Annotated in this window: 10 protein-coding genes; 2 read left to right on the forward strand and 8 right to left on the reverse strand. The window is 59.6% G+C overall.

Annotated elements, in window-relative coordinates:
• Positions 1 to 428 precede the first annotated feature (428 nt).
• The 3 genes from PSN43_RS08155 to PSN43_RS08165 form a co-directional block, all read right to left on the reverse strand.
• A complete protein-coding gene (locus tag PSN43_RS08155) occupies positions 429 to 974 on the reverse strand; it encodes a hypothetical protein (protein ID WP_272700235.1) in 546 nt (181 codons plus the stop codon).
• Positions 975 to 1,280: 306 nt separating this feature from the next.
• Positions 1,281 to 1,802: a hypothetical protein gene (locus PSN43_RS08160; protein ID WP_272700236.1), complete on the reverse strand. Its 522-nt coding sequence runs from the start codon at positions 1,800 to 1,802 to the stop codon at positions 1,281 to 1,283.
• 113 nt (positions 1,803 to 1,915) lie between these two features.
• Positions 1,916 to 3,682, reverse strand: a complete 1,767-nt coding sequence (locus tag PSN43_RS08165; protein ID WP_272700237.1) for a chloride channel protein — start codon at positions 3,680 to 3,682, stop codon at positions 1,916 to 1,918.
• Positions 3,683 to 3,870: 188 nt separating this feature from the next.
• On the opposite strand from PSN43_RS08165, the gene PSN43_RS08170 reads away from it, so the two are divergent.
• Positions 3,871 to 4,392 (forward strand): hypothetical protein, encoded by a 522-nt coding sequence (locus tag PSN43_RS08170; RefSeq protein ID WP_272700238.1) that lies wholly within the window; start codon positions 3,871 to 3,873, stop codon positions 4,390 to 4,392.
• 2 nt (positions 4,393 to 4,394) lie between these two features.
• A complete protein-coding gene (locus PSN43_RS08175) occupies positions 4,395 to 5,711 on the forward strand; it encodes an L-cysteine desulfidase family protein (protein ID WP_272700239.1) in 1,317 nt (438 codons plus the stop codon).
• Between the two features lie 223 nt (positions 5,712 to 5,934).
• On the opposite strand, the gene PSN43_RS08180 is transcribed toward PSN43_RS08175, so the two are convergent.
• The 5 genes from PSN43_RS08180 to PSN43_RS08200 form a co-directional block, all read right to left on the reverse strand.
• Positions 5,935 to 6,402 carry a hypothetical protein gene (locus PSN43_RS08180; RefSeq protein WP_272700240.1) on the reverse strand — a complete coding sequence of 156 codons (468 nt, stop codon included), beginning with the start codon at positions 6,400 to 6,402 and terminating at the stop codon, positions 5,935 to 5,937.
• A gap of 61 nt (positions 6,403 to 6,463) precedes the next feature.
• Entirely contained in the window at positions 6,464 to 6,934 is a 471-nt protein-coding gene (locus PSN43_RS08185) for a hypothetical protein (protein WP_272700241.1), read from the reverse strand.
• Between the two features lie 76 nt (positions 6,935 to 7,010).
• Entirely contained in the window at positions 7,011 to 8,666 is a 1,656-nt protein-coding gene (locus PSN43_RS08190; protein ID WP_272700242.1) for a ribonuclease J, read from the reverse strand.
• A 7-nt stretch (positions 8,667 to 8,673) separates the two neighbouring features.
• Positions 8,674 to 9,396 carry a lysophospholipid acyltransferase family protein gene (locus PSN43_RS08195; protein ID WP_272700243.1) on the reverse strand — a complete coding sequence of 241 codons (723 nt, stop codon included), beginning with the start codon at positions 9,394 to 9,396 and terminating at the stop codon, positions 8,674 to 8,676.
• 474 nt (positions 9,397 to 9,870) lie between these two features.
• On the reverse strand, positions 9,871 to 11,931 hold the full coding sequence (locus PSN43_RS08200) for an elongation factor G (protein WP_272700244.1): 2,061 nt from the start codon (positions 11,929 to 11,931) through the stop codon (positions 9,871 to 9,873).
• Positions 11,932 to 12,081: the final 150 nt, after the last annotated feature.

Here is a 12,081-nt window from a genome sequence, read left to right on the forward strand (position 1 = left end):
TTCACCTCTTTCCAGGGCATGTGCACCTCCAGGCTTCCATGCCCAAAGTGTTACCCATGTTCCCGGACTAATGTGTTACCTATGTACCCGGACTGTACCGTTGTTTCCTCCCCTTCCCACGAACCCCCATCCCCTTCTTTTCCCAAACTTTTTGTCGCCGCTTCGCGGGGTCGGCAAATGGTTTGTTTTTCTTTTAAAGTATCCCTCTAGCTCGAAAGTCGTTTCGGGGAGAGGTTTATCTTTTTGCGTACCCGCACCCGCGCGGATGCGCATACAAAAAGTTTCGGAGGGAGAGAGGGGATAGGGGGTCCAGGGGGAAAGGGGAGAGAGGGCAACCCTTTACAAAGGGTGCCCTCTCTCCCCTTTCCCTCTGGCCGCCGGAGGCGCCACAACGGACCCGCCATGCGGGTCCGTCTACCCAGCCGCTATCAGCCCAACGAGGTCAATGCCGTTGGATTGTACTCGCCGACGGCGTCCAGGCGCACGGCGGCGATACGCCGTTTTTCAAGCATCTGCATGACGGATTCAGGATCGGCTCCAAGAAGGTAGCCGGGAATGGAGACGGTATTGGAAAAATTCAGGCTGACCACGGCATAAAGCAGCCTGCAAAAGGCGGACGGGAATTTCGGCCGGGCCGAATTGTTGATGTAAACGCGCAGGGAACGGCGAAACGGCATCCGGTTCCTGCGAAAGGCCAGGACCTCTCCGAACCGGACCAACGCATAGCCGAATGGCGTATACACCGAGAATCGGTCGTCGAGAATCTTGACCATGGGCTGCCGGGTCATGACCGCGACGGCATTTATCATGGCCACGGCGAACCCCGCCATGCTGAAGCAATACACGGCGAGCTTGAGATTTTTATCGTTCACGAGCTGGAAACCGAACATGGCCAGCCCGAGGCAGAAGGCGGCTATGAGCAGACACCCTCTGAGACTCCGCCGATTGGGATAAATCTTGATTGGCACGTACATGAGCGCATCCTGTTTTCGGCTATGATTGCGGCGAACTCGCGCTCGCCCCGAAAGCAGGTACTCCTCCCGCGGGCCATGCGGCCCGAGCCCTGAACACAGCAGTCCCCCCGAACGGTTTCTCTCCGCGCGGCGAGGGCGGCGCACGCAACAGACGCGCCCGATAAAAACGGCTTTGGCTGGGAATACTAACAGACATGTCCGCTCCTCCTGGTGGATCGCTCCACCGGAAAAGCAACCGGAGCATATACGGACATTAGATTATTTTTCCGGAATACGCAAATCCGGTATTCCGAACCGGCCCGAGAATCAGTGCAGGGCACGCCCCTGGGGTTCAAGGGCGAAGAAACCGCCCTCCTGCGGGGGCAGTTCCAAAGCCAGCAGCCCTTCCATGGAAAGATCGGGACCGACCCAAAGGTGTCCGGGGAGCTTGAAGCCGCGGGCTATGCGCTTGGCGTGGTCCAGGGCGATGGAAACCTGCTGGAGATAGAGGTCGCGGGGAAAGATGAACTCCACGTCTTGCTCCCAGTCGGGCCGGGGCTCGTCCGGAGGCCAGGAAATGGGGTCCTTGAGCCGCCAGATGACCGTGTCCGGCGTATGGGAAACCATGACACCGTCGTCGATGCCCTGACAGGCAGGATTGCCGCAGTCGCAGGTGTAGATGAAGAACTCGCCGGACATGGTAGCCGATGTGACCAGATCCACGGGGTCGACATACACCCCGATATCGTGAAGGTACTGCCCGTCCACGGACAGGTTGAAGTCGATATATCCGTCCTCGGGATACTTCTCGTCCAAGGACAGGGTCACGGAAATACGGATGTCGTTCATGCGGTCGGTCCCTCGAAATGCATTTTACCGGCCTCGCCGACCGGCAAACGGAAGCTAGCACAAAGGGCGGCGGGCCTCAACGGCAATTGAAAAACCCGGACCGGGAGGGGATGCTAGCCCCCCTTCCGCTCGTGGCCCTCGGCGATCTCCGCCCTGACCGTTGCAGAATTATAGGCGGCGTCGATGGCCAACTCGGTCAGGGTTCCCACCAGCTTCGGCTCCTTGCCGGAACTGAGCACAGGAAGTTGGGACACGCCCCGATCCGTGATCTTGTCCAGGGCGTCCTGCAAGGTATCGTCCGCAGTCACGGTCACGGGGTTGGGTGTTGCCAGATCGTGGGCGATGAGCAGATCGTTCAACCCGTCCTCGTTGAGCACGGCACGCAGGTCCCGGAAGGATATTATCCCGGTCAGCCTGTCCTCCTCGTCCACCACATGCAGGTACGGCGCGTTCTGGGTCTTGAAGGTCCAGATGATGCTCGACAGAGTCATGGATTGAGGGATGGTCACGAAATCGCGCACCATGACCTCCTTGACCAGCATGTGCGAAAGCAGATGCCGCTCCCTGCCCGCCTCGATGTCGATGCCCCGCCGTAGCAGCTTCGTGGTATAAATGGACGCCCGCTGAATGGTAGAATTCATGACCGTCGCCGTTATGCAGGTGAGCATGAGCGGCAGGATGATGGAATAGTCCGAGGTCATCTCGAAAATGATGAGAATGGCGGTGATGGGCGCATACGTGGTACCCGCCACCAGGCCGCCCATGGCCACCAAGGCGTATGCGCCCGGCATGGCCGTGTACGCCGGGAACAGCCAGTGAACCGCATAGCCGAAGGCGCCGCCGGTCATGCACCCCATAAACAGGCTGGGCGCAAAAATGCCACCCGAAGAGCCTGAGCCGAGCGTAACGCTGGAGGCGGCGATCTTGACGAAGATCAGCACCAGCATGAGCATGAACGGCGTCTGATTTATCAGGGCCATGTTCATTGCCCCGTAGCCCACGCCAAAGACCTGGGGCCAGATCGCGAAGATGCAGCCCAGCACAGCCCCGCCGATGGCGGGTTTGCTCCACTCAGGAATGGGAATGGCGTCGAACAGGTCCTCAAGCCAGTACAGCGTATTGGTAAACGCCAGGGCCACGAGCCCCGTGACCACGCCGAGTACCGGGTATAACAAATATTCCCATAGGGACACGATGGAATAGGACGGAATATCGAAATGGGGAAAGTCGCCAAAATAATAGCGGGAAATGGCCGTGGCCATGACCGACGACAAAACCACAGGCGAAAACTGCATGACCCCGAAATCGCCGATAATGATTTCCAGCGCGAAGAGCACTCCGGCGATGGGCGCGTTGAAGGTGGCGGCTATACCCGCCGCCGCGCCGCACCCGACCATGGTCTTCATATGCGCCCGGGGAATCTTAAACAGTTGCCCCACCGACGAGCCGATGGATGCCCCGATCTGAACCATGGGGCCTTCGCGGCCAACCGATCCGCCCGAGCCGATGGTCACGGCCGAGGCGAAAATCTTGGCCGCGGCCACGCGTTTGCGGATACGCCCGCCCCGCAGGGCGATGGCCTGCATGACCTCGGGAACGCCATGTCCCTTGGCCTCGGAAGCGAAGAAACTGACGATCAGCCCGACCACCAAGCCGCCCGCCGTGGGCATGACGATCTTCATCCACAGCGGTACGGCCCCGGCAAACGTCAGCCAATCATTGGTGTTCTGATAGAACACCCACTGCATGTATTTGAGGATAAGCTTGAACAGAACCGCGCCGTACCCGGCCAACCCGCCGATGACGATGGCCAGGAACAGAAAGCGTACATTGGGCCGCCTGAACTTGAGAAAGAGCGGTTCACTTCGGTCAGGGGGCATTGAATCTCCAAGTCGCTCCACGGGACGGTGTTGACAACGTACAATGGGGGCCTATCTCCCTTGCCTGCGATACTAACCTCACTTTCTCGGCGAGCGCAACGAATTGACCGGAAAACTTGAGCGGAATCGGGAAAAAGGGTAAGCAAAGCCTCCCTGATGCACTCAATCCCCTTTACGGAGAACACCATATGGCAAAATACGACATCACTCCCATGACCCCCAATCCCGATTTCGACATGATGTATTTCATGGAAGTTGCAGGCGAAACCCGCATCGACGGCGACATCCTCGAAGAATTCGAAGAATTCTGGGACAAATGGGCCGTCGAAAGCCTCAAGGCATATGAACTGAAAAACACCGAGGGCGAGGGCAAGTTCGTGCTCATCTTCCTTGATCAGGCCGTCGAGGAAACCATCGAAGGCATCTGGCAGGATTCCCCGACTCACGGACTGCTCTTCCATGCCCTGGCCATCACCATGGTCATGAGCTCGGCGCAAGGGTTCGTGCCCGAACTTCAAGAAGGCAAATGCGCCCCCCTGCCCCGCCCGGGCAAAGGCGTGCTCGAAGCCTTCGACACCCTCGGCCTGACCTGGAACGAAGAGGGCTCGGTCAACCGCAAATACGCGGTCCTCACGCCCTATCCCTACACCGGCGGATGCGAGGTCTGCCACCTCAGCGCCAACTGTCCGAAAAGCACGGCAAGGAGCTAGCCATGAGCTTCACGGTCAAGGACGTCCTCTCCATCCAGGTAGCCCCCGCACTAGGTTGCACCGAGCCGGTGGCTATCGCCTTGGGGGCGGCCGCGGCCGTGTCCCTGCTCCCGTCCAGGGACTACGACGCCCTTGAAGTCGCCGTGGACCCCAACGTTTACAAGAACGGCCTGGCCGTTTCCATCCCCGGAGCCAACGGGCTGTCCGGGCTGGACACGGCCGCGGCCCTGGGCGCGAGCGGCGGCGATCCCGCCCTGCGCCTTGAAGTGCTTCAGACCGTCACCGACGAGCACGTCAAGTCCGCCAAGCAAGCCCTGGCCGAAGGCAGGATCGACGTCACCCTCATCAGGGAACACCAAGGTCTGCTCATTCGGACCAAGGCCCGGGCCGGAGAGAACGTGGCCGAATCGGTCATCGAAGGCCTGCACGACAACATCGTCTCCCTGACTCTCAACGGCCATCCTGTGGACAGCCCGCTCATTCGCACCCGCGCGGACGGCGAGCCTTCCCCCGTCGCGGCCATGGAAGCGTGGCTCAAGACCCTGACGCTCAACGAACTCATGGCCCTGACCGAACAACTGGACGAGGACGACTACGCCTTTCTCCAGAAAGGCGTGGACGTAAACATGCGCCTCGCCGAACGCGGGCTCAAGTACGGCCTCGGCCTGGGCGTGGGCAAGACCCTGGAGCGCCTCTGCCGCCAGGGACTCATCAAAAAGGACATGATGCTCGCCGCACGCATCCTCGCTTCGGCCGCCGCCGACGCGCGCATGTCCGGCGCGTCCCTGCCCGCCATGTCCTCCGCCGGGTCCGGCAACCACGGCCTGACCGCCATCCTGCCCATCTGGGCCGTCAAGGATTACGTCGAAGGCGTCGAGACCAAGGCCGTGCTCGAAGCCGTGGCCCTCTCGCACATCGTCACCGCCTTCGTCAAAGCGCACACCGGACGGCTGTCCGCCATTTGCGGCTGCTCCGTGGCCGCGGGAGCCGGAGCCACCGCCGGAATCACCTATCTCCTGGGCGGCGACGCCCACCACATCGCCGGGGCCATCAAGAATCTCCTCGAAGACCTGGCCGGAATCATCTGCGACGGGGCCAAGACAGGCTGCGCGCTCAAGCTCGCCACGGCCGCGGGCACAGCCGTCCAGGCCGCCCTCTTCTCGCTTCAGGGCGTCAACGTCCACCACACCGACGGCATCATCGGCCTGTCCTCCGAAGACACCATGCGCAACGTCGGCACCCTGGCCGTGGACGGCATGATCCAGACGGACCAGACCATCCTCCAGATCATGCTCGAAAAACGCTTCTCCGACGTCTAGCAGCCGACGCCGCCGGACAACGCAAAACGCCGCCCGCAGTATTGTACCTGCGGGCGGCGTTTTGCATGGCCCGGACCCAACGCATTCCTTTTCAGACAGGTCTTCCAGCCCACTTCGCAAATCGAACGAAAGCGGTCACGCCGTTTTTTCAAGAGGCCTCCGACACCCCTCTTCGCCAAAGGGCGCGAGTCCTCCGCCCCGTCCCTTCGTTGGTTTTGCGACGTTAAAAATACGCAAGCCGCTGGGGCGGGGTCTTATGCTTGAAAAGACTCTCGACGCGTTCCCGGTCGGCAGTGGAAATCTTGAGTTCCGAGACATTGAGGATGCAGCCGAGACCACCGTAAGTCTTGACGGCGCGGTCAATGAAATCGGCGTCGACGAATGCGCCTGCGAGCGTGACGGCCCGTGCGCCCCAACTCACGGTAAGAGGGATGTGCGGGTCCCGTTCCGGCGCCCTGGTGATGAGATTGCCGGTCCTGACCAATGCATCAAGAACCCTTGAGGGCAACATGCCGCCCACCCGCCCGAGGGCTTCGAGAAAGCCGGGCATAACCGCGAGATAGTAATGCTGGTCGATCTTGCAGGCCACCGACCGCCCCGGCATGTTCAGCAGCCAGGGCTTGGCCCCGAAAGCCTTGCCGAGTTTTTCCTGAAGGTATTCCACATTCGCCGTATAGTCCGCCAACGCCATGCCGTTCTCCCGGTAAAAGGTGGACAAAAAAAACGCCCCGCGAGGCGGGGCGTCATCAAAACTAGTTCGGCTTCTTTACGAATCTTTTAAGGTAATCGGCTCGCAGAATCCCGTTGACTCGACTCTCGATGCTCTCGATCTTGGCGGGATCACTTATCTTGGCCGAAAGAGCCTCAAGCTTTTCGGGAATTAACTTCTGGCAATACTCGCTGCGCGCGTAGGTATCCAGATTGACGTGGGTGCTGTTGCTCACAGCGTAGCAAACCAGAATCTTGGCCGCATAAAAATTTTCATAGGCGGCTTCGTAATCGGAAGCCTGCTCGGCGCAGCGGCCCTTGAGGAAATAAGCATAAGCCATATCCATGGCGTTGCGGGGCTCAGCGATGATGTTGTCCAGATAGACCTGGGCTCCCGCACAATCGCCTTGACGAATCAGCCCGGCCCCTATGTCGAGATCGTTTTTCTGGGCTCCGCAAGCGGCGAGCTGGAGAACCATAACCGTCATGGCCGTTGCCATCAGAATCCGTTTCATGTCGAAGGCCCCCTCAAAAAAACATCAAGAAAGTTTATCGGTCTATCTATCCCAAGGACAACGAGAAGTCCAGACGCTAGATGGAGATGACCAGAGGCACGACCACAGGGTCACGACCGAGGACCTTGCGGAAAAACCTCCGCAGAGCCGAGCGGATGCGCTCCTTGAGCTTGGTCGTATCGCCGGGAGCAATATTTTCGTGCACATCCAGAACAATGCATTTGGCGTCGTCCAGAAGATGCATATACTGCTGCTCGAAAACAAACCCCTTGCTCATGATGTCCGGTCCCATGGAAATCTCGCCCGACGCCTCGTCCACCACCAGAACCACGATGACCATGCCTTCGCCCGCAAGGAGCTGGCGCTCCTTGAGCACGCTCTGGCCCACATCGCCCACACCCTTGCCGTCCACCAGAATCTTTTCCGCGGCGATGCGGGGCAAAAGCTCGATGGTCCCGTCATCGCGGAAGGTCACGGGTTGGCCATTCTCCACCACCAGTGATTTCTCCGCTTCCACGCCGCAGTCCACGGCCAACCTGCTGTGCTTGACCAGATGGCGATATTCGCCATGCACGGGAATGAAGTATTCGGGCCGCACGGTTTCAAGCATGTGGGTCAGCTCGCCCGCATGGGCATGGCCCGAAGCGTGGATGCCATGCATCTTTTCATACAGGACCTCGGCCCCGAGGCGATACAGATTATTGATGACCCTATTGATGGCCTTGACGTTTCCGGGAATGAACCGGGAGGAAAGAATAAACAGATCGTCGGGCCGGACGGAAAGCTGCCGGTGCTCGCCCATGGCGATGCGGGACAAGGCCGCCAACGGCTCGCCCTGGGACCCGGTGACAAGCAGGACCAACTGGGAATCGCCGTACGCGTCCAGGGAATCCAGCTCGATGAACGTCCCCTTGGGCACCTTGAGATGGCCCTGCTCGCGGGCCAGTTCGATATTGCGGTGCAGGGATTTGCCGGACACGGCCACCTTCCGGCCCTCGGCGTCGGCCAGGTCGAAGATTTCCTGGATGCGCTGGATATGGCTGGAAAAGAGGGATACCAGGATGCGCCCCTTGGCCGTATTGAATATCTCGCGCAGGGAAACCTTGATCTCCCGCTCGGTCAGGGCGAATCCTTCGTTGCCCACGTTGGTCGAGTCCGAGAGCATGAGCCGCACGCCCTCTTCGGAAAATTTGCGGAACGCGCCGAGGTCGGTGGCATGACCGCCCAACGGGTTGCGGTCGATCTTGAAATCGCCGGTGTGGACCACCCTTCCGGCCGGGGTCTCGATGCCCAGACCGAATCCTTCGATGATGGAATGGCAGACCGGGAAAAAATTGAAGCGGAAATCGCCGAGCAACAGACGATCGTAGGGACGCACCGGCCGCAGATCGGCCCATCGGTCCAGATCATGCTCCCTGAGCTTATTCTCCACCAGCCCGAGGGTGAACTCGGAGCCGTAGACAGGCACATCCACGTTCTGCAACAGCCAGGGCAACGCGCCGATGTGGTCCTCATGGCCGTGGGTCACGATGATGCCGTTGAGCTGGTCCTTGTGGCGCATGACGAAATCGAAGCAGGGAATGACCACGTCAACGCCGAAATGGTAGTCCTCCGGAAACATCAGGCCGCAGTCCACCATGACCAGGGATTTCCCGCTCTGGTAGAGCATACAGTTCATGCCGATCTCGCCGAGCCCGCCCAGCGGATACAATGTGAAGGACTTTCCAGCCATAGTTCACCTACCCTTTTGCCAGCAGTTCCTTGTATGCCTCGTTCATCATGGCATACAAATCGTTCTTGAACTGCTCACGCTCCTTGAGGGTGTATCGGGACGGGTCGATGACGGGCAGAGCCTTGAACCGGACCACGGGCCGGTTGTCGATGATGAAATCGCCCTTGCCCATGACGCGCCCGGTATTGGTCATGACGAACGGAACCACCGGCAGCCCGGCCTTGAGCGCCAAAATCATGGCCCCGATCTTGAACTCCAACAACTCGTCCAACTTCGTGTTCCGCGTCCCCTCCGGGAAAATGAGCGGCGAAATGCCGCCCTTGGCGGTCTCCACGGCCTCGTTCAGGGACTGCATGGCCGCACGCCGATTCCCCCGGTCGATGCAAATATGCCCCGCATGGGCCAGAGCCTTGCCGTAAAGAGGTATATCGAACAGGGATTTCTTGGCCACAAACCGAATGCGATTACCCTTCAGCAGCTTGAACAGGACCGGAATATCCAAGTTCGACTGGTGGTTACCGATGAACACGTAGTGTCCTTCCGGGTCCACCTCGCCCATGTCCGCCTCGATTCGGATGCCGGAAAGCTTCACAGCGGCAGCGCCCCAGGCCAATCCCCAACGGTCATATTCGGCGGGCGTGGAGGTCTTCGGGTCCACCTTGAGCATCTTCAATGAATACCAAATGGTTACGGGAACGAGCAGTATGGTGAAAAACAGTCGTCGAAGCATGATCCGTCCTTATTGTGCAAACTCCTCCGTAACTAAACCAAAACACTGCATGAAACAAGAAAAGAAAAATCCGCGCGGTGCCTAAAATGCCTCCGGCGGCCAGGGGGAAAGGGGAGAGAGGGCACCCTTTGTAAAGGGCTGCCCTCTCTCCCCTTTCCCCCTGGACCCCCTATCCCCTCTCTCCCTCCGAAACTTTTTGTATGCGCATTCGCGCGGGTGCAGGTATGCGATGGGGTGAGCCTCTCCCCGAAACGACTTTCTAGCTAGAAAAATACGTTGAAGAAAAACAAATCATTTGCCGCCCCCGCGAAGCGGCGACAAAAAGTTTAGGAAAGAAAGGGGTTGGGGGTCCGGGGGAAGGGGAAGGAAAACCCTTTTCAAAGGGTTTCCTTCCCCTTCCCCCGGCCGCCGGAGGCACCCAAAAAAGGGCGGCGGCCAAGCCGTCGCCCTCTGGGGTCACAAGTGATTACCGGATTACTCTTCGATGGCCTTTTTATGGGCGGCGATGACCTTCTCGGTTTCCTGGGGCGGGCATTCCTCATAAGCGGCGAACTCCATGAAGAAAGTGCCCTGTCCGCCGGTCATGGAATTGAGGTCCGGGGCGTAGCGGAGCATTTCGGCCATGGGCACATGCGCCTTAACCTCTGTGAGGCCTGCCTGGGAGTCGGAGCCGAGCACCTTGCCGCGACGCGAGGAGAGATCTCCGATAACGTCGCCCATGAAGGCGTCGGGCACGGCCACGGTAACGAGCATGATCGGTTCGAGAAGGGCCATCTTGGCCTTTTCGCAAGCCTTCTTGAAGGCCAGGGAACCGGCCACCTTGAAGGCCATTTCCGAAGAGTCCACGTTGTGATAGCTGCCGTCGTAGAGCGTCACCTGGAAATCGATGACGGGGAATCCGGCGAGCACGCCGCGAGCGGCGGTTTCCTGAACGCCCTTGTCAACGGCGGGGATGAACTGACGCGGAATGGAACCGCCCACGATCTGGTCCACGAACTCGTAGCCTTCGCCGGAGCCCTTGGGGGCAACGTGAATCCAGCAGTCGCCGAACTGGCCGCGTCCGCCGGACTGCTTCTTGTGGCGTCCCTGAATCTCACGGGCGCCGGTTTTGAAGGTCTCGCGGTACGGGACCTTGGGAGTCTTGAGCACGATGGCGGTCTTGTAGCGGCGCTTGGCCTTTTCGACCGATATTTCGATATGGTTCTGCCCCATGCCGGAGAGCAGGATGTCCCCGGACTCCTCATCGCGTGACAGGGTCAGGGTGATGTCCTCTTCGAGAAGCTTGCCCACGGCGGCATAGACCTTGTCCTCTTCGCCCTTTTCCTCGGGAGCCAGGGCGAAAGTGATGAGCTGAGGAGCCTTTTCAGGCTTGGCGAGCTTGAACTCGCCCTTCGTGACAAGGGTGTCGCCCGTGTGGGTATTTTTGAGCTTGGCCAGGGTGACGATGGAGCCCGGTCCCATGGGGGTCTTCACCGGAGTCTGCTCCTTACCGTTCATGGCCAGAAGCTGTCCGACGCGCTCCTTCTCGCCGTTGGCCGTGTTCACAAGCTGAGAGTCGGGAGAAAGCTCACCGGAAAGCACACGGACCACGGTCAACTGCCCGGCAAAGGGGTCGGCCTGGGTCTTGAAGACGAAGCACGCCATGGATTCGTCCGGGGAGCTGGGCAGTTCGCTGCCGTCCTCTCCCTGCCACGGCTTGTGGTCCAGGGGACCGGGGAGCAGGCTCTGGACGGTATCCAGAATCATCTGGCCGCCCTGGCAGTTCAAAGCCGCGCTCACCACGACCGGGACCAGTTCGCCGGAAGCGACGCCGACCTTGAGTCCTTTGGTGATATCCTCGGGAGAAAGCTCACCCTCCTCGAAATATTTCTCCATGAGGTCCTCATCGCTCTCGGCGATGTTCTCGATCATGGTTTCGCGGATGGTCTCGACCTCGTCGGCGATATCACCGGGGATTTCGCCCTCGGAGACCGCGCCGTCGGCGCCGAACATGAGCGCCTTGCCGGACATCATGTCCACCACGCCCTTGAAATTCTCCTTGGAGCCGATGGGATAGTAAAGCAGCGCGGGGCGCGCGCCCAAGGCTTCGGAAATGCCGTGGAAGGCCAGGTCGAAGTCGGCCCTGTCGCGGTCCATCTTGTTGATGACGATCATGGAGGGAAGGCCCATATCCTGAACCCGGGCCCAGATTTTGCGGGTCAGCGGCTTGACGCCGTCCACGGCGTCGATAACCATGACCACGCCGTCTGCTGCCGTGAGGGAATAGGAGAGATCGCCCGCGAAGTTGGAGTCGCCGGGGGTATCAATGAGAAAATGATCGTTCTTATTCCACTTGAAGCTGGCGAAACCGGGCTGGATCGAACCGCGACGCTTGATTTCCTCGGGCTCGAAGTCGAGTACGGTGTTCCCGTCTTCGACTTTGCCGAGGCGGTTTACAACTCCCGAGTTGAAAAGCAGCATCTCGGCGACGGTGGTTTTGCCGCTACCGCCGTGACCGACGAGTGCATACGTTCTTTGGGTCTTGAGGTCAGGCATACTTCACTCCACATCGTTTCTGGTTGTCCTTATCGGAATCGCGGAGCCGTCTGCCCCGCGAAAAGCACAGCACTTGGTTTTTAACGGGTTTAGTCCTATAGGAAGACCAACGCGAGAATGTCAAGTCGTGACGTGCTCTCCAACTTTACT

Source organism: Desulfovibrio sp. Fe33 (assembly GCF_028532725.1).
Lineage (GTDB): Bacteria > Desulfobacterota > Desulfovibrionia > Desulfovibrionales > Desulfovibrionaceae > Pseudodesulfovibrio.

What these genes read in the sequence shown, in the direction of transcription:
- PSN43_RS08185 (WP_272700241.1), bottom strand. Translation starts at nt 6,934, where the DNA reads ATGAAACGGATTCTGATGGCAACGGCCATGACGGTTATGGTTCTCCAG.
- PSN43_RS08170 (WP_272700238.1), top strand. Translation starts at nt 3,871, where the DNA reads ATGGCAAAATACGACATCACTCCCATGACCCCCAATCCCGATTTCGAC.
- PSN43_RS08195 (WP_272700243.1), bottom strand. Translation starts at nt 9,396, where the DNA reads ATGCTTCGACGACTGTTTTTCACCATACTGCTCGTTCCCGTAACCATT.
- PSN43_RS08190 (WP_272700242.1), bottom strand. Translation starts at nt 8,666, where the DNA reads ATGGCTGGAAAGTCCTTCACATTGTATCCGCTGGGCGGGCTCGGCGAG.
- PSN43_RS08165 (WP_272700237.1), bottom strand. Translation starts at nt 3,682, where the DNA reads ATGCCCCCTGACCGAAGTGAACCGCTCTTTCTCAAGTTCAGGCGGCCC.
- PSN43_RS08155 (WP_272700235.1), bottom strand. Translation starts at nt 974, where the DNA reads ATGTACGTGCCAATCAAGATTTATCCCAATCGGCGGAGTCTCAGAGGG.
- PSN43_RS08160 (WP_272700236.1), bottom strand. Translation starts at nt 1,802, where the DNA reads ATGAACGACATCCGTATTTCCGTGACCCTGTCCTTGGACGAGAAGTAT.
- PSN43_RS08200 (WP_272700244.1), bottom strand. Translation starts at nt 11,931, where the DNA reads ATGCCTGACCTCAAGACCCAAAGAACGTATGCACTCGTCGGTCACGGC.
- PSN43_RS08180 (WP_272700240.1), bottom strand. Translation starts at nt 6,402, where the DNA reads ATGGCGTTGGCGGACTATACGGCGAATGTGGAATACCTTCAGGAAAAA.
- PSN43_RS08175 (WP_272700239.1), top strand. Translation starts at nt 4,395, where the DNA reads ATGAGCTTCACGGTCAAGGACGTCCTCTCCATCCAGGTAGCCCCCGCA.